Source organism: Serpentinimonas sp. SMBJO2 (assembly GCF_056341105.1).
Window position 1 is genome coordinate 1108124 of the sequence record NZ_CP150628.1, and the last position, 22116, is coordinate 1130239.

General features: G+C 69.6%; 15 protein-coding genes and 1 pseudogene. 4 read left to right on the forward strand and 12 right to left on the reverse strand.

From position 1 onward, the window contains the following. The first annotated feature begins 38 nt into the window (after positions 1–38). Positions 39–2702, forward strand: coding sequence for an alanine--tRNA ligase (gene alaS / locus AAAZ40_RS05050; RefSeq protein WP_476661469.1), 2664 nt, complete (start codon positions 39–41; stop codon positions 2700–2702). Positions 2703–2805: 103 nt separating this feature from the next. On the opposite strand, the gene AAAZ40_RS05055 is transcribed toward alaS, so the two are convergent. The 9 genes and pseudogenes from AAAZ40_RS05055 to AAAZ40_RS05095 all read right to left on the reverse strand — a co-directional run bounded on the left by AAAZ40_RS05055 (position 2806) and on the right by AAAZ40_RS05095 (position 11414). Next, on the reverse strand, positions 2806–3750 hold the full coding sequence (locus AAAZ40_RS05055; RefSeq protein WP_476661470.1) for a pseudouridine synthase: 945 nt from the start codon (positions 3748–3750) through the stop codon (positions 2806–2808). Between the two features lie 77 nt (positions 3751–3827). Continuing rightward, positions 3828–5120 carry a bifunctional diaminohydroxyphosphoribosylaminopyrimidine deaminase/5-amino-6-(5-phosphoribosylamino)uracil reductase RibD gene (ribD, locus tag AAAZ40_RS05060; RefSeq protein WP_476661471.1) on the reverse strand — a complete coding sequence of 431 codons (1293 nt, stop codon included), beginning with the start codon at positions 5118–5120 and terminating at the stop codon, positions 3828–3830. A 36-nt stretch (positions 5121–5156) separates the two neighbouring features. Then, a complete protein-coding gene (gene trmB, locus AAAZ40_RS05065) occupies positions 5157–5933 on the reverse strand; it encodes a tRNA (guanosine(46)-N7)-methyltransferase TrmB (RefSeq protein ID WP_476661693.1) in 777 nt (258 codons plus the stop codon). Between the two features lie 126 nt (positions 5934–6059). Then, positions 6060–7025, reverse strand: a pseudogene (gene gluQRS, locus AAAZ40_RS05070) (tRNA glutamyl-Q(34) synthetase GluQRS); the annotation flags it as partial. Positions 7026–7048: 23 nt separating this feature from the next. Beyond that, the gene (locus AAAZ40_RS05075; RefSeq protein WP_476661472.1) at positions 7049–8158 is read right to left on the reverse strand and encodes an NAD(P)/FAD-dependent oxidoreductase; all 1110 of its coding nucleotides are present in this window, start codon (positions 8156–8158) and stop codon (positions 7049–7051) included. Between the two features lie 56 nt (positions 8159–8214). After that, positions 8215–8625, reverse strand: coding sequence for an ExbD/TolR family protein (locus AAAZ40_RS05080; RefSeq protein WP_476661473.1), 411 nt, complete (start codon positions 8623–8625; stop codon positions 8215–8217). A gap of 17 nt (positions 8626–8642) precedes the next feature. Further along, the gene (locus tag AAAZ40_RS05085; protein ID WP_476661474.1) at positions 8643–9392 is read right to left on the reverse strand and encodes a MotA/TolQ/ExbB proton channel family protein; all 750 of its coding nucleotides are present in this window, start codon (positions 9390–9392) and stop codon (positions 8643–8645) included. A 9-nt stretch (positions 9393–9401) separates the two neighbouring features. Then, positions 9402–10238, reverse strand: coding sequence for an energy transducer TonB (locus AAAZ40_RS05090; protein ID WP_476661475.1), 837 nt, complete (start codon positions 10236–10238; stop codon positions 9402–9404). Between the two features lie 210 nt (positions 10239–10448). Continuing rightward, complete coding sequence (locus AAAZ40_RS05095) at positions 10449–11414, reverse strand: LysR substrate-binding domain-containing protein (protein WP_476661694.1); 966 nt, start codon at positions 11412–11414, stop codon at positions 10449–10451. 186 nt (positions 11415–11600) lie between these two features. On the opposite strand from AAAZ40_RS05095, the gene AAAZ40_RS05100 reads away from it, so the two are divergent. Both AAAZ40_RS05100 and AAAZ40_RS05105 read left to right on the forward strand, forming a co-directional pair. Next, on the forward strand, positions 11601–12299 hold the full coding sequence (locus AAAZ40_RS05100; RefSeq protein ID WP_476661476.1) for a pirin family protein: 699 nt from the start codon (positions 11601–11603) through the stop codon (positions 12297–12299). Between the two features lie 61 nt (positions 12300–12360). Then, positions 12361–12918, forward strand: coding sequence for a flavodoxin family protein (locus AAAZ40_RS05105; protein WP_476661477.1), 558 nt, complete (start codon positions 12361–12363; stop codon positions 12916–12918). Between the two features lie 100 nt (positions 12919–13018). On the opposite strand, the gene AAAZ40_RS05110 is transcribed toward AAAZ40_RS05105, so the two are convergent. Further along, positions 13019–13342, reverse strand: coding sequence for a hypothetical protein (locus AAAZ40_RS05110; RefSeq protein ID WP_476661478.1), 324 nt, complete (start codon positions 13340–13342; stop codon positions 13019–13021). 119 nt (positions 13343–13461) lie between these two features. Between AAAZ40_RS05110 and dnaE the strand changes: the two genes are divergently transcribed. Further along, positions 13462–17037: a DNA polymerase III subunit alpha gene (gene dnaE / locus AAAZ40_RS05115; protein ID WP_476661479.1), complete on the forward strand. Its 3576-nt coding sequence runs from the start codon at positions 13462–13464 to the stop codon at positions 17035–17037. 34 nt (positions 17038–17071) lie between these two features. On the opposite strand, the gene AAAZ40_RS05120 is transcribed toward dnaE, so the two are convergent. Further along, positions 17072–17554 (reverse strand): type IV pilin protein, encoded by a 483-nt coding sequence (locus tag AAAZ40_RS05120; protein ID WP_476661480.1) that lies wholly within the window; start codon positions 17552–17554, stop codon positions 17072–17074. A gap of 58 nt (positions 17555–17612) precedes the next feature. Next, positions 17613–22109: a pilus assembly protein gene (locus AAAZ40_RS05125; protein ID WP_476661481.1), complete on the reverse strand. Its 4497-nt coding sequence runs from the start codon at positions 22107–22109 to the stop codon at positions 17613–17615. Positions 22110–22116 lie beyond the last annotated feature (7 nt).

Here is a 22116-nt window from a genome sequence, read left to right on the forward strand (position 1 = left end):
GCCGGGCGAATAAAATCTGGGTTTAACCGAGCCCGACCATGTCCTCCAGCACCCTCAACCTGCCCGTGGCCAGCGTGGCCGAGATACGCCAGACCTTCCTCGACTTCTTTGCCCAGCGCGGCCACAGCGTCGTGCCCTCGAGCCCGCTGGTGCCGGGCAACGACCCGACGCTGATGTTCACCAACAGCGGCATGGTGCAGTTCAAGGACGTGTTTTTGGGCACCGACCGCCGCCCCTACGTGCGCGCGGCCTCGGTGCAGGCTTGCCTGCGCGCCGGTGGCAAGCACAACGACCTGGAAAACGTCGGCTACACCGCGCGCCACCACACCTTTTTCGAGATGCTGGGCAACTGGAGCTTTGGCGACTACTTCAAGCGCGAGTCGCTGCGCTGGGGCTGGGAGCTGCTGACCGAGGTCTACCGCCTGCCGCCCGATCGGCTCTGGGCCACGGTGTACATCGACGACGACGAAGCCTACGAGATCTGGACGCAAGAAATCGGCCTGCCGCCCGAGCGCGTGGTGCGCATCGGCGACAACAAGGGCGGCAAGTACCAGTCGGACAACTTCTGGATGATGGCCGACACCGGCCCCTGCGGCCCGTGCTCCGAGATCTTTTACGACCACGGCCCCGAGGTGGCCGGCGGCCCGCCCGGCAGCCCGGAGGCCGACGGCGACCGCTACATCGAAATCTGGAACCACGTGTTCATGCAGTTCGACATGCAGGCCGACGGCAGCCTCAAGCCGCTGCCCGCGCCCTGCGTCGACACCGGCATGGGGCTGGAGCGGCTGGCGGCGGTGTTGCAACACGTGCACAGCAACTATCAGATCGATTTGTTTCAGTCCCTGATCGGCGCGGCGGCGCGCGTCACCGGCTGCGCCGACGCCAGCAGCCCCTCGCTGCGCGTGATCGCCGACCACCTGCGCGCCAGCGCCTTCCTGATCGCCGACGGCGTGTTGCCGGCCAACGAAGGCCGCGGCTACGTGCTGCGGCGCATCATCCGGCGCGCCATCCGCCATGGCTACAAGCTCGATTGCAAGCGGCCGTTTCTGCACCGGCTGGTGGACGAACTGGTGGCGCAGATGGGGGCCGCTTATCCGCATCTGGCGGCCAGTGCGGCGCGCATCGCCGGGCTGCTGCAGATCGAGGAGGAGCGCTTTTACGAAACGCTGGAAAACGGCATGGAGATGCTGGAGCGCGCGTACACCGAGCTGGCGGCCTCGGGGCAGGCGGCGCTGTCGGGCGAAGTCGCTTTCAAGCTGCACGACACCTACGGCTTTCCGCTCGACCTCACGTGCGACGTCTGCCGCGAGCGCGGCTTGCGGGTGGACGAAGCCGGCTTTCACGCCGCCATGGAGCGCCAGAAAACCCAGGCGCGTGCGGCCGGCAAGTTCAAAATGGAGCGCGGGCTCGACTACGCGGGCGGCGGCAACGAGTTCGTCGGCTACGGCGCCTTGCAGGCCAGCGCCAAGGTGCTGGCGCTGTACCGCGACGGGGTGCCGGTGGCCGAGCTCAAGCACGGGCAGGCCGGGGTGGTGGTGCTCGAGGCCACGCCGTTTTATGCCGAATCGGGCGGTCAGGTGGGCGACAGCGGCCGCCTGCACAGCGGTTCGGCCCATTTTGCCGTGGCCGATACGCAAAAGATCAAGGCCGATGTGTACGGCCACCACGGGCAACTGGAAGCGGGCACGCTGGCCGTGGGCGATCACGTGCTGGCCGAGGTCGATGAGGCCAGACGCGCCGCGATCGCGCGCCACCACAGCGCCACCCATCTGCTGCACCGCGCGCTGCGCGAGGTGCTGGGCGCGCACGTGCAGCAAAAGGGCTCGCTGGTCACGCCCGAGCGCACGCGCTTCGACTTTGCCCACCACGCGCCGCTCACGCCGGCCGAATGCGTGGCCATCGAGGCGCAGGTGAACGCGCAGATTTTGGCCAATCAGCCCACCGAGGCGCGGCTGATGGACCTCGAGCGCGCCCAGCAGTCGGGCGCGCTGATGCTGTTTGGCGAAAAATACGGCGACACCGTACGCGTGCTCGACATCGGCAGCAGCCGCGAACTGTGCGGCGGCACGCATGTGCGCGCCACGGGCGAGATTGGCCTGTTCAAGATCGTCTCGGAGGGCGGGGTGGCGGCCGGGGTGCGGCGCATCGAGGCCGTGACCGGCGCGCACGCGCTGGCCTATCTGCAACAGCTCGAGGCCCAAGCGGGCGCGGCGGCCGAGGCGCTCAAGGCCCCGGTGGCCGAGCTGCTGCCGCGCCTGCACACCGTGCTCGAGCAGGTGCGGGCGCTGGAAAAAGAGCTGGCCGTGCTCAAGGGCAAGCTGGCGGCTGCGCAGGGCGACGAGCTGCTGGCGCAGGCCGTGCAGGTGGGCGCGGTCAAGGTGCTGGCGGCCAGCCTGCAAGGGGCCGACGCCAAGGCGCTGCGCGAGACGCTGGACCGGCTCAAGGCGCGACTGGGCAGCGCCGCGATCGTGCTCGCCGCAGTCGAGGGCGGCAAGGTGCAGCTGGCCGCTGGCGTCACGCCCGACTGCATGGCGCGCCTCAAGGCCGGTGAACTGGTGAACTTCGTGGCGCAGCAGGTGGGCGGCAAAGGCGGCGGCAAACCCGACCTCGCCATGGCCGGCGGCAGCAACCCGGCCGCGCTGCCGCAAGCGCTGGCCAGCGTCCCCGCCTGGGTGGCGCAGCGGCTGGGGGTGGCGGTTTAGGCTTGGCTGGTTGGGGGCAGGCGGCCACAGCGATTTCAACCATGAAATGGTCCGCCTCGTCGTGCAAGTTGGGCCGCCAGAGGTGGCGCACTTCGACTTCTGATCAATCCGGCCAAGCCAGTTGGCGTGTGCTTTCAAAACGCCGTGGTGCGCCGCTGATGGGGTCGTCGAAAGCGATGGCGTGCGCCAGCAGGCGCAGCGGCGTGCGGTAGTCTTCGGCTTGGCCGGCGCTGCGCAGGGTGTAGGGGTAGAACTGGTCGCCCACTATCGGCAGGCCGAGTGCGAGCATGTGGACGCGCAACTGGTGCCGCTTGCCCGTGACCGGGTGCAGGCGGTAACGCGCCCAGGGGCCGCGGGTTTCGAGCAGGTGGATTTCGGTTTCGCTGTTGGCGCTCAATGCTTCGTCGGGCCGCGCTTCGCGCATTTTGTAGAACGCTTGTTCGCATTCGCGCACATGGCTGCGGCGCGTGAGCGGAAAGTTCAGGTGCGGTGCCGTGGCGGCAATGGCTTCGTAGCTTTTGTGCACGCGGCGCTCGCGGAACAGGCGCTGGTAGGCGTCGCGCTGCTGCGGCTGCACGCTGAACAAGACCAGCCCGGCGGTTTCGCGGTCCAGCCGGTGCAGTGGGCTCAAATTCGGCAGCCCGAGTGCCTGCTTGAGCCGCACCAGCAGGGTTTCGCGCACGTAGCCGCCGCCCGGGGTGACGGGCAGGAAGTGCGGCTTGTCGGCCACCACCAGGTGTTCGCACTGGTGCAGCACCTGGGCCTGAAACGGGATCGGCGCTTCGGCCTGCGGCAATTCGCGCCAGTAGTAAATGCGCTCCCCGCCCAGGTAGGGCGCGTCGGCGGGCAGCGCCTGCCCGTCTTCGCCGCACACCTGGCCCGCTTGCAGGCGCTCCAGCCACTGGGCGCGGCTGATGCGCGGCAGGCGCTGGCTGAGGCAGTCGAGCAGGCTGGCCCAGGGCGGCTGGCGCAGGCGGGGCAGTGCCAGGCAACTGGGCGCGAGGCCGTCGCGCAGCGGCAAGTGGGGGTTCTTGGGGCGGTGCGCCATGGGGCAGGAAGCGGATGCAAACCGGGGTCAAGGGGTGCGGCGCGGCGCGAGCGGGCGGCAGACTTGGAACGGCAGACTTAGAACGCACCACCCGCAGCCGGGCTGACGCGGGCACGCAGGCGCAGGTCGCGCCCCAGGGGCAGGGTTTCGATGAACTGCAGCGCCACGCCTTGCTCGAGCGCGCGCAAGGGGCCGAAGGCGGCCAGCCCCTGGCCCTGGCCCAGCAGCAGCGGCGCGAGGTAGAGCAGCACTTCGTCCACCAGTTGCGCGCGCAAAAAAGCGCCGTTCAGGCGCGCGCCCGCCTCCAGGTGCAGTTCGTTCACCTGCTGCTGTTGCGCCAGGTCGTGCAGCACCCAGCTCAAGTCCAGCTCGCCGGATGGGGGCAGGCCGTCGGGGCCGGGCCATGGCGCAGGCGGGTGCGCGCCGGTGGCTGCAGCGGCTGCGCTGGGCGCGGCGATCAGGCTTGCGCCCTGGGCTTGCAAGGCGGCGTGGCGTTGCTGGAAGGCAAGCCGTTCGTTGGCGGCGGCGGCGTGGGTGGCCCAGGGCGCGTCCAGGTTTTGGTGGTAGATCAGCACCCGGCCCGGCGGCTGCAACACGCGCGCCTGCAGCGGCGTGCGCAAATGGCTGTCGAGCAGCACGCGCAGTGGCTGCTGCGCGGTGGGCACCAGGCGCACGTCCAGGCGCGGGTCGTCGGCGCGCAGCGTGCCGCTGCCGCTGAGCACGGCACCGGCGCGCTTGCGCCAGGCGTGGCCGTCGGCGCGGGCCTCGGGGCTGGTGATCCATTGGCTGGCACCGTTGGGCAGGGCCGTGATGCCGTCGAGCGACGCCGCCACTTTGAGCCGCACCCAGGGCCGGCCGCGTTCCATGCGGCTGAGAAAGCCCAGGTTGAGCGCACGCGCCTCCTGCGCCAGCGGGTGCGACTCGGGCAGCACATCCACCTGTACGCCAGCGGCGCGCAGGCGCTCGATGCCGCGCCCGGCCACCAGCGGGTTCGGGTCGCGCAGCGCCACCAGCACGCGCGCCAGCCCGGCGGCGATGAGCGCGTCGCAACACGGCGGCGTGCGCCCGTGGTGGCTGCAGGGCTCGAGCGTGACGATGGCGCTGGCACCTTGCAGCGGCGCACCCGCAGCGCGGGCCGCGTGCAGGGCCATGACTTCGGCGTGGGCGCCGCCCGCGTGCTGGGTGTGGCCGCTGAAGCTGCGCCCGTCGCGGCAGATGATGCGGCAAGCCACGCGCGGGTTCGGTTCCGACAGGCCTATGGCCTGCTCGGCCAGCGCGCCCAGGCCATCGAGCCAATGCGGCTGCACCCAGTCTGGCAGGGCAGCGTCGGCGCGCGGGCTGGGGTGGGGCGGCACGCTGGGGAGGCTCATGGCGTGTTGGGGCTGAGCTGGGTGCGGTTTGGGCAGCTACCCAGCCGAAGCAGCGTGCGTGCTGTGGGTGGCATGGGGGTGGCCTTGGCGCCGCTCGAACACCAAGTCCCACACGCCGTGCCCTAGGCGCAGGCCGCGCTGTTCGAACTTGGTCAGGGGGCGGTAGTCCGGGCGCGCGGCAAAGCCGCCGTCGGCAGCGCGGTTGCGCAGCAGCGGCTCGGCGCTGAGCACGGCCAGCATCTGCTCGGCGTAGGGCTGCCAGTCGGTGGCGCAGTGCAGGTAGCCACCCGGCTGCAAGCGCTGCGCCAGCAAGGCCACCAGCGGCGGCTGGATCAGGCGCCGCTTGTGGTGGCGCAGCTTGTGCCAGGGGTCGGGGAAGAAGATGTGCGCCCCGGCCAGCGCAGCGGGCGCGAGCATGTGTTCGAGCACCTCGACCGCGTCGTGGCGCACGATGCGCACATTGTCCAGGCCGCGCTCGGCGCAGCGCTTGAGCAGCGCGCCCACGCCGGGCTCGTGCACCTCGCAGCAGAGAAAATCGTGTTGCGGGCGCAGGGCGGCGATGTGCGCCGTGGCCTCGCCCATGCCAAAACCGATCTCGAGCACCAGCGGCGCACGGCGGCCAAAGGCGGCCTGCGCGTCCAGCGGCTGGCGCGCAAACGGCAGCAGCCAGCGCGGCCCCCAGTCGGCCAGCGCCTTGGCTTGCGCCGTGGTGGTGCGCCCGCCGCGCTTGACGAAGCTTTTGATGGTTTTGGGGTGGGGGACAGTGGGCGCAGCAGCAGAGGGCGCAGCAGAAACAACAGTAGCGGTAGACATAGCAGGCGCAGCGTTTGCACGGGGCGCGGCAGCAAGGGGGGAAGCGGATGCTGCGCAGGCAGCGTGGGGATCAAGAGTGAGAGCAGCCATGTCGATTGATGCGACTGTAGCGCAAAAGCGCACACGCCATTCCTGCACCCAGGCCGCCAGCGCGGCCGCCAGGTCTGCGCCTTCGCTGCTCAGGCCAAGCACCGCCGCCGCGGCCCTGAGGGCCGCCAGCGGGTCGCGCAAATCCAGCGCGGCGGCGCCGTTTTGCTTCGACAGCTTGCTGCCGTCGGGGCCCAGCACCAGCGGCGTGTGCAGATAGTGCGGCGTGGGCAGGCCCAGCGCACGCTGGAGCACGATCTGGCGCGCGGTGTTGTCGGCCAGGTCGGCGCCGCGCACCACGTGCGTGATGCCTTGTGCCGCGTCGTCCACCACCACCGCCAGTTGGTAGGCCCACAGGCCGTCGGCGCGCTGGAGGACGAAGTCGCCCACCTCGAGCGCCACCTGTTGCTGCTGCGCGCCCAAGCGCCGGTCGTGCCAACGCGTGGGGCCAGGCAGCGCCAGCGCTTGCTGCACCGCAGCCACGTGCAAGCGCCAGGCGCTGGGGCTGGGGCTGGGGTTGGGGTTGGGGTTGGGGTTGGGGTTGGGGTTGGTGCGGGCAGTGTGTGCGTCGGCTAGCGCAGCGCTCGAGCCCAAGGCAGGCAAGGCCAGCGGCGGCCGGCACGTGCCGGGGTAGATGCGCTCGCCGTGGCGCGGGCGCAGCAGCCCAGCCGCGGCGCTGGCGGCGTCGATGGCCTTGCGGCTGCAGTGGCACGGGTAGGCCCAGCCGTGGGCCACCAGGTGCTGCAAGGCGGCGGCGTAGCGCGCCTCGTGGGCGCTTTGCCATGTGGGGGGCTGGTCGGGCACCAGACCGCAGGTGCTGAGCTGCTGCACGATCAGACGGTCGGCGCCGGGCACGCAGCGCGGGCGGTCCACGTCTTCGAGGCGCAGCAGCCAGGTGCCGCCGTGAGCGCGGGCGTCGAGCCAACTGGCCAGCGCCGCCACCAGCGAGCCGGCGTGCAGCGGCCCGCTGGGCGTGGGGGCAAAGCGGCCGCGGTAGCCGCTCAGGCCATGGGTGGCTCTCGTGCCGATCAAGCCGCAGCCAGGGCCAGTTCCAGCCCCGAGACAAAGGCGTTTTCGACCCGGTGCCCCAGGCACCAGTCGCCACACAGGCCCAGACCGCTGGCGGCGTCGTACAAAAACGGCTGCCCCAGCGCACGCTGCGTCTGCGCGTAGCGCCAGCGCTGCACCTGCGCCAGCGTGGGCTCGGCGCGGATGCCGGTGACTTCGGCAAAGCCCTTGAGCAGCTTGGCCTTGACGCGCTCGGCATCGTCCTCCAGGTGCTCGGCCGACCACTGCGGGCTGGCCTGAACCGTCCAGCGCTCGATCGCCGCACGCCCAGGCTTGCTGTTTTCGCGCGCCACCCAGCGGATGCGGTGGTGGTCGCTGCTGGCGGCGTGCCAGGGCGGGCCAAAGGGTTCTGGGCCGCTTGGGGTGGCCTGGGCAAAAGCCAGCATCAGCGTCCAGCAGGGCGCGGTTTGCACCGCATCCAAGGCCTTGACCCAGGCAGGCGCCACCGCGCTGGCGCGCAGCAGCGCCTGGGCCTGCGGCGCCGGCAGCGCCAGCAGCACGCGGTCCAGTCCGCCCAGCACCTGTTGCGCGCCGGCGGCACCGGCGCAGCGCAATTGCCACTGCTCGGGGTGCAGGGCGTCGCGTTCCATGCCCACCACCTGCGCGTGGTAGTGGCTGCTGGCGTTGAGCGAGCCATCGGCCAGCGGCAGCGCCCACTGGCGCAGCAGTTCATTCATGCCGCGCACCCCCACCCAGCGCGCTTTCTTGACTGGACTGGCGCTGGTCAGCGCTTGCCCCAAGGTGTCGAGCACGCGCACGGTGGGCACCTGCCACGGGGCGATCAGCTCGGGGTGCAGCGCCAGCGCGGCTTTGAAGCGCTCGTCGGTGACGGTGAAGAACTGGGCGCCGTGGTCGAAGCCGCCAAACTCGGTCAGGCGCGTGGACATGCGCCCGCCGGGGCTGTGGTGTTTGTCGAGCAGCAGCACCTCGTGGCCAGCCTGGGTCAGCGTGCGCGCTGCGGTGATGCCGGCCATGCCCGCCCCGACGACGGCGGTGCGGCGCGCCCGTGGGGCGCCGTCGGTTGCAGAGGCGCGGGAGGTGCCGGCGCGGCGGCGTGCTTGGGTGCTCATGTCGGTCTCCTGTGGGTGCCACAGTGTAGCGAAGCCGCAGGCAGGCACGCTGCCCCTCAGGGCTGGGTGACGAACACCAGCCGCTCGATGCCGGCGCGCTGGGCGGCGGCCAGGGCCAGTGCCACGCGCTCGTAGCGGGCGGCGGCGTCGCCCTGCAGGTGCAGGGGCGGTTGTGGTGCCTGTTGCGCCAGCGCTTGCAGGCGCAGCATCAGTTCGGCGTCGGGCACGGCGGCATCGTTCCAGTGAAAACCACCCTGCGCATCGACGCTCAGGCGCACGGCCTCGGGCGTGGGCGCGCTGGCTGCGGCGGCCGCGTGGGGCAGTTGCACCTGGATCGAATGCGTGATCACCGGCACCGTGACGATGAAGACGATCAGCAGCACCAGCATGACGTCGATGAGCGGGATCATGTTGATCTCGCTGTGCAGTTCGCCTTGGTCGGGCTCGAGGTTGGAGGGGGGGGCCATGGTGCGTGCGCCTTGGGTCAGTGCGGGCAGGCCGGTGCGGTTGCCGGTGCGGATGAAGGGGCGGCCACGCCGGGGCGGTTCGAGGCCACCCGGTGTCCGGTCACGAAGTAGGCGTGCAGGTCGTGGGCGAAGCGGTTGAGCCGGTGCAGGATGGCCTTGTTGCCGCGCAGCAAGGCGTTGTAGCCGAGCACGGCCGGAATCGCCACCACCAACCCGAGCGCGGTCATGATGAGCGCGGCGCCGATCGGCCCGGCCACCTGGTCGATGGTGGCGCTGCCGCCCGCCCCGATGCCGACCAGGGCGTGGTAGATCTTCCACACCGTGCCAAACAGCCCGATGTAGGGTGCGGTCGAGCCGATCGAGGCCAGGATCGCCAGGCCGGATTGCAGGCGCGCGCTGCTGTCGTCGAGGGCATTGCGCAGCGCGCGCGTGACCCAGTCGCTGACGTCGAGGTTGTCGTGCAGTTGGCGCGTGGGTGTGCCGTCGAGGTGCAGGATGTGGCTGGTGGCTTCGCGCCCCTGCAGCGCCAGCAGATAAAAGGGGTTGTGGCCGTCAGGCCCGAGTTTGTTCAGGCCTTCGGCAAAGTCCTTGCTGTGCCAGAAACTCTCGAGCAACTGCGCACGCGCGCGCAACTGGCGCAGGTGCAGCGCCTTGAGCACGATCACCACCCAGGTGGCGATCGACATGCCCAGCAGCGCGAGCGCGGTGCCGCGTATCACCCAGTCGCCTTGGTGCCAGACGTAGGTCAGGCCAAAATGAGTTTCCATGCCTGCTTTTTACTCCAATACAAAATGAATCGGCACCAGGTGCCACATGGCCTGTGGTTCGCCGTTGTGCGTGCCGGGCACGAAGCGCCAGCGCAACACCGCCTGCTGCGCCGCGTGGTCCAGGCGCGCAAAGCCGCTCGAGCCATGGATCTGGACCGCCGAGGCGCTGCCGTCGGCTTCGATGCGCACGCGCAGCAGCACCCGCCCCTGTTCGCCCAGACGGCGGCTCAACACCGGGTAGGGCGGGGCCGGGTTGTGCAAATGGGCCGCATTGCTCGAGGGGAGCACGATCTGCGCCGGCGCCGGCGCTGGCGCTTGACCCTGCCCAGAGGGGGCGCGGTCGGCAGCCGCGTCGGCTGGGGCATCCAGGGCGCCCGTGCCGCTGCTGCGGTGATCGTGCGCTGCGCTGTTGGCTGTTGCGGTGCCTTGGGGGTTGTGGTGGGGGGCGCTTTGCGGGCTGGTTGCCGCAGCCGCTGGCGCCTGCGCCGTGGCCACCGGCTGTGCGGGGGCCAGTGGTTGCACCGAGGCCGGCGCCGGCGCTGCAGGAGCGGGCGCTTCGGGGCGGGCGGTGCGCTCGGGCAAGGCGCGGGCGGCGGGCGCAGTGGGTGCGGCCGGTGCGGCCGGTGCGCTGGCCCGAGGGGGTGCGGGTGCCACGGCGGCGGGGGCTGTGTGGGCCGCCTGGGCGCGCAACTCAACCACCACCTGCGTCCCCTGCGGCGGGGCAGATGCGGGCGGCGCCCAGGCGCCGTGCAGCGCCCACAGCGCCCCGGCGTGCGCCAGCCCCACGGCGGCGGTCACGCTGACGGGGTGCGCAAAGGTGCGCCAAGGCGGACGGGGCAGGGGCATGGAAGCAGGATGCTGGGAGCTCGGGGCAAGCAGGGGGCAAGAAAGTTGCCCACTGGGGGGCCGGGGCAGGCGCAGCAGCATAGCAAACTATGGGCGGCGCTGCTCAATTGTAAATGAGAATCATCCCATACGTGTGTCTACGCCCAAGCCCAAGCCCACGCCCACGCCCACGCCCGAGGCCAGCGGTGCGGCAGCATTGGCGCGATCGGGTCATCCGTTGTGGGTGTCCACCGCTGGGCAAGCGGCAAAATGGTGCAGCAAGGCGCTGGCGCTGGCGGGGTTGGCCAGCCGCTGCAGCCACCATTGCAGCGCCGGGCCGGGGGTGCTGGCGGCGCTGCTGCGCCAAGCGTAGCCGATGCGATGCACCCGCGCCGGCAGCGTGGTGCGCTTGCGCAGCAGGGCGCCGCTGTGCAGGTGCCCTTGCACCAGCGGCAGCGGCAGCGCGCCACAGCCCAGGCCGCGCAACTGCGCCGCCAGCTTGTGCTGCATGGTCGGCACGGTGAACACCTCTTGCCCCGGCAGCAGGCCCACGCTCTGGCCGCGCCCCGCAGGTGCGGTGTCGGCCACCGCCACCACGCGGTGCGGCTGAATGGCAGCGGGCGTGAGCGGCTCGGGGGCGCTGGCCAGCGCGTGCTGTGGCGCCACCACAAACACAAACTCCACCTCGCCCAAAAAGCCGCTGTGCAAGCCCGGCAGCCCGCTGCCATCGAGCGCCAGGCCCAAGGCCAGATCGGCCTTACCGCTCAACAGCGCCTCCAGCGTGCCCGACAGCGTTTCGGTGCGCAGGCGCAGCCGCGTCGGGGCTTGCAGGGCATAAAAATCGTGGCACAGATCAAACAGTGGCGCGCTGGCGATCACCGCGTCGGCGGCCAGCGTGAGCTCGGGCTCCCAGCCGGTGGCAATGCGACGCACGCGCAGGGCCACCGCGTCGAGCTCGCGCAGCAGGTGCTCGCTGGCGCGCAGCAGCTCCTGGCCGGCGCGGGTCAGGGTGGCGCGGCGCGAACGGCGGTCGAACAGCAGCACGTCGAGCGCGTCTTCCACCTGGCGCACGCGGTAGGTGAGCGCGCTGGGCACCATGCCGAGCTCGCGCGCCGCCGCCGCCAAGCTGCCGCAGCGCGCCACAGTGCCGATCAGGTGCAGGTTGTCGGGGGATAGGGCGTGGCGCGGATTGGGCATGGTGGGGGCCTGCATATACAAAGATTTTGAATGATGCCAGCAAATATATGCGGCCACCAGACCGGCTGCAACGCCTACATTCCATACATTGCCCTTGCCGACAGCAAAGCAACGGTTGGCCCCTTCCAGCTCGGGTGCCGCTGCGCTGCTGCCCAAGCCCACAGACCTTGTTCCAGGACACGCTCCATGCACATCCGCCGCAGCGCCGAACGTGGCTACGCCGATCATGGCTGGTTGCAAAGCCGGCACTCGTTTTCTTTTGCCGACTACTACGACCCGGCGCACATGGGCTGGGGCAATCTGCGCGTGATCAACGAAGACTGGATCGCGCCGGGCACCGGCTTTGGCACCCACGGCCACCGCGACATGGAGATCGTCACCTACGTGTTGCAAGGCCGGCTGGCACACCGCGACAGCATGGGCAACGTCGAGACCATCAGCCCCGGCGAGGTGCAGCGCATGAGCGCGGGCACCGGGGTGCGCCACAGCGAGTTCAACCACGAGCCCGGCGGGCAGACGCATTTGCTGCAAATCTGGATCGAGCCCAGCCTCAAGGGCGTGGCGCCCGGTTACGAGCAAAAAACCTTTGACGCCGCCCTCAAGCGCGGCCGCCTGTGTCTGCTGGCCAGCAACGGTGGGGTCGATGGGTCGGTGCACATCAACGCCGACGCCGCACTGTATGCCGGCTTGTTCGACGGCGCCGAGTGCGCCGAGCTGAGGCTCGACCCCAAGCGCAAAGCCTACGTGCACGTGGTGCGCGGCGCCATCGGCGTCAATGGCAGCGCGTTGCAAGGCGGCGACGCGGCCCTGCTGGCGACCGAGAGCACACTTGAACTCAGCCACGGGCACGGTGCCGAGGTGCTGGTGTTTGACCTGGCGGCCTGATCCAATCTCCCTCCCCACCCGCGCACGGCCACAGGTCGGCGCATTTTTTGAAAGCCCTCCCATGAGCAAAATCGTCGTTGTTTACCATTCTGGCTACGGCCACACGCAACGCATGGCGCAAGCCGTGGCCGAAGGGGCCGGCGCGCAGCTGCTGGCCATCGACGCCGATGGCAACCTGCCCGCCGGCGGCTGGGAGGCGCTCGACGCCGCCGACGCCATCGTCATGGGCTCGCCCACCTACATGGGCAGCGTGAGCTGGCAGTTCAAGAAGTTTGCCGACGCCTCGAGCAAGGCCTGGTTTGCGCAAACGTGGAAAGACAAGCTCTTTGCCGGCTTCACCAACAGCGCCACCATGAACGGCGACAAGCTCTCGACCCTGCACTACCTCTACACGCTGGCCATGCAGCACAGCGGCCTCTGGGTGGGCACCGGCCTCATGCCCAGCAACAGCAAGGCAGCGCAGCGCAACGACGTCAACTACGTCGGCTCCTTCAGTGGCGCCATGGCGCAAACGCCCGCAGACGCCGGCGCGCACGAAATGCTGCCCGGCGACCTCGAAACCGCGCGCCTGTTCGGCCAACGCGTGGCCGCCACGGCGCAGCGCTGGGCGCGGGGCTGAGCCACCCCCCATTTGAGGCATGAAAAAACCCGGCCTGGAAGCCGGGCTTGCAACGCCCCCGCGCCGGTCTGGCGCAGTGTGGCGTGTGTGAGGATAGCGCTCAGCGCGCCGGAGCAGCGGCGGGTGGGGCGTCCCATTGGGCGCTGCGGCCGCCTTGGATGGCGGTGCAGACCAAGGGCGTGCCGTAAAAGTCGATGCGCTCGCCCACGGCAGCGAAGCGGCCGGTCAGGGCGTTCAGGCATTGCGGCGGCGCAGCCGGGGCCGCTGCTGCAGCCGGGGCCGCCGGGGCTGCAGCAGGGGTAGCCGCCGGGGCGGCAGCAGCCGGAGCAGGGGCCGCCGGAGCGGTTGGGGCCGTGGCGGTGGGCGGGGTGGCGCAAGCGGCCAAGGTGACAGCGGCCACAGCGGCCAAAAGCAGATGACGCATCGAAAACCTCCAAGGATTGACACAAACCAGGAACAAGGCAAGCCCCGGCATTCTTGCCCCTGGATGTTGCAGTTTTGTGGCAGTCGGTGGCCAGGTCGGGCATCCCTACAATCGTGCCCATGTTCGTACACCTGCGCTTGCACACCGAGTTTTCCGTCGTCGATGGCACCACGCGCATCGACGCCGTCACCGCCGCCGCCGCTGCCGACGGCCAGCCCGCGCTGGCCATCACCGACCTCAACAACCTGTTTGGGGCCATCAAGTTCTACCAAGCGGCGCGCAGCGCTGGGGTGCAGCCCATCCTCGGGGCCGAGGTGCTGTTGCAGGGGCTGGGCGCCGCCCCCGCTGGCGCCGCCGCGCCAGCCGGGAGCAATGCCTGGCCGCGCCTGCTGCTGCTGGCGCAAAACCAGGCCGGCTACCTCAATCTGTGCGAGCTGCTGTCATTGGCCTGGGGCAGCCCGGTGCAACGCGATCAGGCCGTGCTGCGCTGGGACTGGTTGCGTCAGCACCACGAGGGCTTGATCGTGCTCAGCGGTGGCGCCGCCGGGCCGGTGGGGCAGGCGCTGCTGGCCGGCGACGAAGCCGCCGCCGCCGCGCTGGCGCAGCAACTGGCGGGCCCCTTCGCGCAGCGCTTCTACCTCGAGGTGCAGCGCGCCGGCCGTGCCGACGACGAACGCCACCTGCGCGCCACCGTGGCGCTGGCCAGCCGGTTGGGGCTGCCGCTGGTGGCCACGCACCCGGTGCAGTTCCTCGCGCCCGACGATTTTCAGGCCCACGAGGCGCGCGTGTGCATCGCCGAAGGCGAGATTCTGGGCAACCCCCGGCGGCCCCGGCGCTTCACACGCGAGCAGCATTTCAAGACCAGCGCCGACATGGCGGCCCTGTTTGCCGACCTGCCCACGGCGCTGGCGCAAACGGTCGAAATCGCGCGCCGCTGCCACCTGCAGCTCAGTCTGGGCAAGCCGCAGCTGCCGGCGTTCCCGATCCCGCCCGTGGACGGGCAGCAACTGGGCACCGAAGACTACTTCCGCCACGCCTCGCAGCAGGGCTTGCAGCAGCGCCTGCAGCAGCTCTACCCCGACGCGGCCGAGCGCCTGCGCCAGCAGCCGCGCTACCAGGAGCGGCTCGAATTCGAGCTCGGCACCATCATCAAAATGGGCTTTCCGGGCTATTTTCTGATCGTCTCCGACTTCATCCAGTGGGCCAAGGCCCACGGCTGCCCGGTCGGGCCGGGGCGCGGCTCCGGGGCCGGTTCGCTGGTCGCCTACGCGCTGCAAATCACCGACCTCGACCCGCTGCGCTACCAGCTGCTGTTCGAGCGCTTCCTCAATCCCGAGCGGGTGTCGATGCCCGACTTCGACATCGACTTCTGCCAGGCCAACCGCGACCGCGTGATCGACTACGTCAAGGGCAAGTACGGCCTCGCGGCGGTGAGCCAGATCGCCACCTTTGGCACCTTGGCGGCGCGCGCCGCGATTCGCGACGTCGGGCGCGTGCTCGATTTCCCCTACGGTTTTAGCGACGGCATCAGCAAGCTGATACCCAACAAGCCGGGCCAGAGCGTGACGCTGCAGTACCCGCCGCGGCCCAAACCCGCCAACGACAAGAACCAGTACGCGATCGAGATGGAGCCGCTGCTGGCCGAGCGCATCGAACGCGAAGACGAGGTGCGGCAACTGATCGAGCTGGCGCAAAAGCTCGAGGGCCTGACGCGCAACGTCGGCATGCACGCCGGCGGCGTGCTGATCGCGCCCGGCAAGCTCACCGATTTTTGCCCGCTCTACCAGCAGCCCGGCAGCGAAGCCGCGGTGAGCCAGTACGACAAGGACGACGTCGAGGCCATCGGGCTGGTCAAGTTCGACTTTCTGGGGCTGGCCACGCTCACCATCCTCGAGCAGGCCAAAGAGCTGATCGTGCAGCGCCACCCCGACCAGGCCGGCTTCAGCTACGAACGCCTGCCGCTCGACGACGCCGCCACCTACCGCCTGTTCCAGGACGGCCGCACCGAGGCCGTGTTCCAGTTCGAAAGCCGCGGCATGCAAGGCATGTTGCGCGACGCGCGGCCCAGCCGGCTCGAAGACCTGATTGCCCTCAACGCGCTCTACCGCCCCGGCCCCATGGACCTGATCCCCAGCTTCGTGGCGCGCAAGCACGGGCGCGAGCCGGTGCAATACCCGCACCCGCTGCTCGAGCCGGTGCTGGCCGAGACCTACGGCATCATGGTCTATCAGGAGCAGGTGATGCAGACGGCGCAGATCCTGGGCGGCTACAGCCTGGGCGGTGCCGACCTGCTGCGCCGCGCCATGGGCAAGAAAAAGCCCGAAGAAATGGCGCAGCAGCGGCTGGTGTTTCGCGCCGGTGCCGCCGCCCAAGGCCTGAGCCCGCAGCAGGCCGACGAGGTCTTTGACCTGATGGAAAAGTTTGCCGGCTACGGCTTCAACAAAAGCCACGCCGCCGCCTACTCGCTGCTGGCCTACCACACCGCCTGGGTCAAGGTGCACTACACGGCCGAATTCTTCTGCGCCAACCTGACGCTGGAGATGGACGACACCGACAAGCTCAAGCTGCTGGTCGAAGACGCGCAGCGCTTTGGCCTCGAGTTCGAACCGCCCGACGTCAACCTGGGCGGCTACCGCTTCGAGCCGGTGAGCGACCGCTGCATCCGCTACGGCCTCGGGGCCGTCAAGGGCACCGGGCAGCAGGCCATCGAGGCCATCGTGGCCGCGCGCCAGGGCCGGGGCGCGGGGCCGCGTGCCGACGTGGTGGGGCCGTTCAGCAGCCTGTTCGACTTTTGCGCCCGCATTGAACGCGGCCGCCTCAACAAGCGCACCGTCGAGGCGCTGGTCAAGGCCGGCGCTTTCGACCGCCTGCACCCCGACCGCGCCGCCGTGCTGGCCTCGGTCGAGCTGGCCTTTGATTTCGCCCAGGCCCAGCAGGCCAACGCCCTGCAGGGCGGCTTGTTCGACCTGCCCGGCCAGGCCGGCGGCCACGGCGCCAGCGACCAGGAGCCGGCGCTGGCCGAGGCGCCGCCGTGGAGCGTGCGCGAGCGCCTGACGCACGAAAAGGCCGCGCTCGGCTTTTACTTTTCGGGCCACCTGTTCGACCAGGCCGCCGACGAAGTGCGCCGCATCGCCCGCACCCCCTTGGCCGACGTGGCCGAGAGCCGCGAACCGCAGCTGCTGGCCGGCATCGTGGGCGATTTGCGCGTCATCAACGGCCAGCGCGGCAAGGTGGCGATCTTCAAGCTCGACGACCGCAGCGCCGTGCTCGAAGCCAGCGCCGACGACGCGCTGTGGCAGGCGCACCGCCAGTTGCTGCAGGACGACGAACTGGTGCTGCTGCAAGTGCTGGCCCAGCCCGACCGCTTTTCGGGCGGGTTGCGCCTCAAGGTGCAGCAGGTGTGGGACTTGCCCGCTGCGCGCTGCCGCTTTGGCAAATGCCTGCGCGTGGCCGTGGGGCCCACCCAGCGCCCCGAGGTGGCGGCGCTGCTGCAAGCGCACCCGCCCCGGCGCCACCAGACCGAGCTGGGCGAGGTGCTGCGCGGCCTGCCGCTGCGCCTCGAGCTCGAGTTGGAGGCCGTGCGCGCCACGCTGCAGCTCGACCCCCAGCACGCCCAGTGCTACCCCAGCGACGCCGCGCTGGCCGCCTGGCGCACCCAGGCGCACCAGCAGCGCGCCGAGGTGGTGTACGACTGACCGAGGCTCTGCGCGCCCGGCACAGGGCTGGCAGTCACCAGCAACCCGCGCTCGCCAAGTTGGCGCTGTCCAGCGCCGTTTGGGTGCCGCGCTGGTCGATGCGCAGCGTCAGGCAGGCGGCGTCGCGCGCAGCCTGGCCGCCCTGGGCCACGGCCTGAATGGTGAATGTGCGCGCCGTGGGCGCGCCGTGCAGCGAAAAGTTGTAGTGCGCGGCCAAGTCGGTGCTGCACTGCATGACCGGCAAGGCCAAGCCCTGGTAGCTCATGTTCGTGGTGTGGTAGCGCTCGGCAAACTGCGCCAGCTCCAGCAGGCAGGCGGTGGCCGCGTCGCGCCGCGTTTCGGTCACGTGGCGCTGGTAGCTCGGCAGGGCGATCGCCGCCAGAATGGCGATGATGGCCACCACGATCATCAGCTCGACCAAGGTGAAGCCCGCTCGCGCCCGGCGCGGTGCCCAGGGCGTGCGGCGGGCGCGGGCCGTGGCCGGCGCGGATGGGGCTGCAGGGGTGGAGGTGTACATGGTGGCAGCGGGTGTTGCGGGTGCAGGGGTGGGTCGGAGGGGTTTGGAGGCTGGGGCGCTAGCGGATGATCTCGCGCCACGAGATGCGGCCACGCAGCCCGGCCGCCAGTGGGCGCTGCACGCGCACATCGGCCACCTGCGCCAGCGAGCCGCCCACCACCAGGCGGTCGCCCACCAGCACCGGTTCGCTCAGCAGCCCGATGCCGGGGTCGAACGAGGCGATGAAACGCGTGCCGAGCAAATCGTCGGTGAAACGGTCGTCGCGGTTGACGTCGAGCAGCCCGACCGTGATGCCGCCGCCGGTGAACGGGTCGAGCAGGTTCAGAAAGCCGGTGCCGCCCGGCTCGCACGGGTCCCCCACCACCGGGATGATGCTGCTCACGGCAAGCGACGGCACGATGGTGGGCAACAGCCGCGCCGCACTCACTACGCGCTCGCCGCGGGCTGTGCCGGGAGGATGCGGAGGCTCAGTCCAGTCGAAAAACCAGCCTCGGCGGCCAGCCATGTCGCCCGCTGTGGCGAGCTCGAAGGTGCGCACGGTGCGGCCAGCAAAAGTGCCGACCTGGTCGATGCGGCGCTGGCGCAAGTCGCCGCGCCCGGCAATCGCCACGCCCTCGTCGATCAGGCCGTAGAACGACTGCACCCGCCGGTCGGCCGGGTCGGTGTTGGCCATGTAGCTGCCGGTGCCAAAAAACAGGAAGCGCTTGCCGACGTGCGGGTCGCCGGCCACGGGGTTGGTCTCGACCGTGATCGGGGCCGTGATCGGCTGGCGCTGCCCCAGTGCATTCTGGGCCACGAAAAAGGGCTGCGGTGTTGTGCTGCTGCCGTGGAACGAGCCCCATTGGTTTGAGTTGGAGTGGCTCAGGTCGAACTTCCACACATTGCCCTGCAAGTCACCCGCATAAGCAAACTGCACCACGCCGTTGCCGTCCAAGGCCAACCCCGGGCTGGCCAGGCCGTTCGGGCTGGCTGCGCTCCCAACCAGGGTGTCGATGCGCTCGATAAGCGCACCCGTGCGGAGGTTTTTGATGTAGAGCACAGCGCGGCCATTCGCGCTGTTGTAGCCGTTGCCAAAAATGACCGCATCCACAGTGGAGTTGGCACCGCTGCGCACGCGCGCAATCACAGGCCGCCCGAGCAGGAAGCCCATGTCGTTGTCGGCGCTGCCCGTGGCCTCCCAGAGCGCCCGGCTGGCGTTGTTGCTGGCGCCGAATTGTGCCGGGTCGGTGACATCGAGCGCAAACAGGCCGCGCCCGCCCCGGCCCAGAAAGCCGACCAGGATGTTGCGCCCGCCGGTCTGCGCGCGCTGCGAGACGGCAATCTCGCCGTCCACAAAGTAGCGGTGGTCATACGCTGGGTCGGCAAGCGTGCGCATGTGCTGCAGCAAGCCACTCGGGGCAAAGGCAAACTGCTCTACGCCCGTGCTGGCGTTGAAGGCGTGCAGAAAGCCGCTGTTGGAGCCCACGAACACGGTGTTGTTGTCGCCCACATACACCGGCGACGAATGGATGATGTCGCCCAGCACAGTGGTCGGGCGGTTGCGCAGCGTGCCGCCGTGGCGCAGCTCGTCGCTGGCATCACCGCGCAGGTAGTTGACAAGCTGCTGGCGAACCGTGTCGTCGGCGCCAAACAAGTTGCGTTGCGCCGTGCTCAGGCCAGCCCAGTTGAAGGCCACCGTGTCCGGACTGGCGGCGGCGTTGGTGGTGAACAGACGCCGCTGGTCGTGCGCAGGCAGGCCGGTGGAGGCGCGCCACAGCGGTGTCGCGCCCACCCCGGCAGCCGCGACGGGGAAAGCCGACAGGTCGCCCGACCAATTGGCGCTGTTGAACGTGGCCTGGAACACCGCGCTGTCGGTGGTGATGAAGGTGCTGTTGGCCGACACATTGCCCGCTGCGGCGCTGCGCTCGAGTATGGTGTTGAAGGCGCGCGCCAGCGAGTCGCGCAGCAGGGCCGGGTTTTGCACCAGGTGGTAGGTGTCGGGGGTGCCGTCGCGGTTGCTGTCCCACTCGTCTTGCAGGTCGGGGCGCAGGTTGCCATTGCGGTCGTTGAAGCCGCCCCACTTGGCTGCGTACCAAAGCGGGTCGCGCAGGAAGCCGGCTGCGGTGCCAGCGGCAGCGGCGGTGAAGGTGCGGTCGGAGCGGTCGTTGCCCGTGCCGCCACCCAAACGAGGCAGGGTGCCACAGCCAGAGGGGAACGGGTCGGCATCGCAAAAGCCTGGGGATTGCCCGGGCGGTACGTTCAGGAAGTAGGGGCGGTTGACGTTTTCGTCCTGCACCACGAGGTAAACCCCGTCGGCAGTGCTGCCCGAGAGCACGTAGCCCATGGCGTGCTGGATGCCGCCGGCTTGGTACTCGGGTATGAGGATGACACGCAGGCGCCCATCGGCCTCGAGGCTGATTTCGTAGCGCACGATGGCGTCCATGTCGTGGTCGGCGCCGGCCTCCACGTCTTCGAAGTTGATGCGAAACACCGCGCGGTAGCGCCCGCCGTTGATGGTCGAATTGAAGTCCGCGCACATCGACGCCACCCCACCCGCTGCCTGCGGGCAGGAGTTGACAATGCTCTCGACGTAAAAATCGACGATCTGGTTCGTGGGTTGGAAAGTCCCCTTGGCGTTGCTGATACTAGAGCCCCCCACCGACTTGGCAAAGGGTACGAGCGAGAAGCTGCGCCCATTCGTGGAGGGCACCACGATTTGTGGCAGCGGCGCGCTCAAGGCAACAGCAAAGGTGTCGACGGTCTGGTTGCCGCGAACGTTGGGGCGCAGGTCGGTGCGGCGGGCGTAGTGGGCCACCGAAGCCGAGTAAAAACTGCCCTGCATGGTCGGGTCGCTTGGGGCCAGACCGCGGATGTCGCCCAGTGAGGTGACGTTCTTGGCTGTGGGGGCACCGTCGGCTACAGTGCCAACCTGGCCGATGAAGCGCGAACCGATCACGCCGGGTTCGTGGGTGGCAATTTCCTGGCCTATCGTGGCCACGTTCAGGGCTGGCAGGTTGCTGGGGAGGTCGCCAGTGAAACTCGCAAAAGCCGAGCCCGGCAACTGGTCCGAGTCAAAGGTCGGGTTGATGTTGGAAATGACGAGCAGGTTCGGGCGCGCACACCATTGGGCGCGGGCGGCCCCGCTGGTGGTGCTGAAAGGGTCGTCCCAAGCGGCGCGGGGCAGGCCCAGGTGTTCATCGGTGCCGCCGGAGGTGTCAAAGGCGCTGGTCGGGCTGCCAAGGCCGGCGAAGTAGCGCACCGCTTCGTACATCATCTCGGCAATCGGGTTGCCCCAATCGACGAATTCGCCTTGGTTCATGGCTCGCGTGGTGACCCAACCGCCGCGGTAGGCGTTGTCGGTGCGGCCGTCGTTGAAGCCGCGGATGCGCAGCGCATCCAGCGTTTGCACGATGCGGGCATTCGCCGTGAAAGTGCCGTCGGTAGCGTGGTTGACTTCGTCGCGAAACGACGACACCACGTCGCGTAACACGCCACCCGATAGGTTGCGGTCGTAGCTGCCGCTGAGCAGGCCAAACAGCATGGCGTTGTTTTCGCCAAACTCGTGCAGCAGGCCCACGGGTTTGAAGACGTCGTCGGCAGCACTGGCCGCGTTGGCCCCTGGGTAGCGGCGGCAGCCCTGGTTGAAGCTGGCGGTGCAGACCTCCACACGCACGGTGTGGTCGGTACGCGAGCCAGCGTGGTTGTTGGTCTCGTGCAGCACCGGGCGCTCGGTGGAAGCCCATTCCCAGACGCGGCGGTTGGAGTTCTCGATCACGCGCAGCAAGGGGGCGCGGTTGCTGCAACTGCTCAGGGTGGCGCAATTGCGGCCGCGTACGTCGGTGAGGTTGCCAAAGAAGTGACGCCGGGTGCCGCTGCCGCTGGGTTGGCCCAAAGGGGTGAAATCCCGAATATCGTAACCATCCACCGCCGTGCTGGTGTATTCCTTGGCCCAGGAATGCGCGTCTTGCGGGATGTAGGAGCGGCGCAGAATGGTTTGGGTGGCGGTATCGACCTCACGGTAGCCGCCGTAGAGCACCACGCGCAGCGCGTCGATGCGGCTGGTGGTGGCCCAGTTGAGCCAGTTGCCGGACCAGTGATCGGCGGTGGCGCAACGAAAGTTGCGGTTGCCGGTATCAGCTATCGCGTTGGCTGCTGGCTGAAACAGTCCGGCGTTGTCGTTACGTCGCCCTTCTGCAGTGGTTGCACTTGCGGTGTAGGTGTAACACAGCCGCGAATCGAACAAGCCCAGGTAGGTGATGCGCGGGTTGAAGCGCAAGTCCAGCACGCCGTCGCCATCGATGTCGCTGGCGTCGTTGTAGGCTTCGTTGAACAGGGTGCGGTCGCGCCCCACGGTGAGCATGACCAGCGGCGGCTGCGCCTGCACCACCCCCAGCGGCGGCGCGGTTTCGGGGCTGGTGCCCAGCGGCGCGGGGCTGCTCGCGGCGGCCATGGGGCCCAGAAGCAGGCTGGCCGCAGCCGCACCCAGGGCACCCAGCAGGGCGCAGCGGCGCAGCCAGCGCCCGGCCGCAGCGGGCCAATGCAGGGCGGACAGAGATCGGGCAAGGGGGGGTGGCATGGCGCGG

What these genes read in the sequence shown, in the direction of transcription:
- AAAZ40_RS05075 (WP_476661472.1), bottom strand. Translation starts at nt 8,158, where the DNA reads ATGAGCACCCAAGCACGCCGCCGCGCCGGCACCTCCCGCGCCTCTGCA.
- AAAZ40_RS05090 (WP_476661475.1), bottom strand. Translation starts at nt 10,238, where the DNA reads ATGCCCCTGCCCCGTCCGCCTTGGCGCACCTTTGCGCACCCCGTCAGC.
- AAAZ40_RS05125 (WP_476661481.1), bottom strand. Translation starts at nt 22,109, where the DNA reads ATGCCACCCCCCCTTGCCCGATCTCTGTCCGCCCTGCATTGGCCCGCT.
- alaS (WP_476661469.1), top strand. Translation starts at nt 39, where the DNA reads ATGTCCTCCAGCACCCTCAACCTGCCCGTGGCCAGCGTGGCCGAGATA.
- AAAZ40_RS05085 (WP_476661474.1), bottom strand. Translation starts at nt 9,392, where the DNA reads ATGGAAACTCATTTTGGCCTGACCTACGTCTGGCACCAAGGCGACTGG.
- ribD (WP_476661471.1), bottom strand. Translation starts at nt 5,120, where the DNA reads ATGAGCCTCCCCAGCGTGCCGCCCCACCCCAGCCCGCGCGCCGACGCT.
- AAAZ40_RS05110 (WP_476661478.1), bottom strand. Translation starts at nt 13,342, where the DNA reads ATGCGTCATCTGCTTTTGGCCGCTGTGGCCGCTGTCACCTTGGCCGCT.
- AAAZ40_RS05095 (WP_476661694.1), bottom strand. Translation starts at nt 11,414, where the DNA reads ATGCCCAATCCGCGCCACGCCCTATCCCCCGACAACCTGCACCTGATC.
- AAAZ40_RS05100 (WP_476661476.1), top strand. Translation starts at nt 11,601, where the DNA reads ATGCACATCCGCCGCAGCGCCGAACGTGGCTACGCCGATCATGGCTGG.
- trmB (WP_476661693.1), bottom strand. Translation starts at nt 5,933, where the DNA reads ATGTCTACCGCTACTGTTGTTTCTGCTGCGCCCTCTGCTGCTGCGCCC.
- AAAZ40_RS05120 (WP_476661480.1), bottom strand. Translation starts at nt 17,554, where the DNA reads ATGTACACCTCCACCCCTGCAGCCCCATCCGCGCCGGCCACGGCCCGC.
- AAAZ40_RS05080 (WP_476661473.1), bottom strand. Translation starts at nt 8,625, where the DNA reads ATGGCCCCCCCCTCCAACCTCGAGCCCGACCAAGGCGAACTGCACAGC.
- AAAZ40_RS05105 (WP_476661477.1), top strand. Translation starts at nt 12,361, where the DNA reads ATGAGCAAAATCGTCGTTGTTTACCATTCTGGCTACGGCCACACGCAA.
- dnaE (WP_476661479.1), top strand. Translation starts at nt 13,462, where the DNA reads ATGTTCGTACACCTGCGCTTGCACACCGAGTTTTCCGTCGTCGATGGC.
- AAAZ40_RS05055 (WP_476661470.1), bottom strand. Translation starts at nt 3,750, where the DNA reads ATGGCGCACCGCCCCAAGAACCCCCACTTGCCGCTGCGCGACGGCCTC.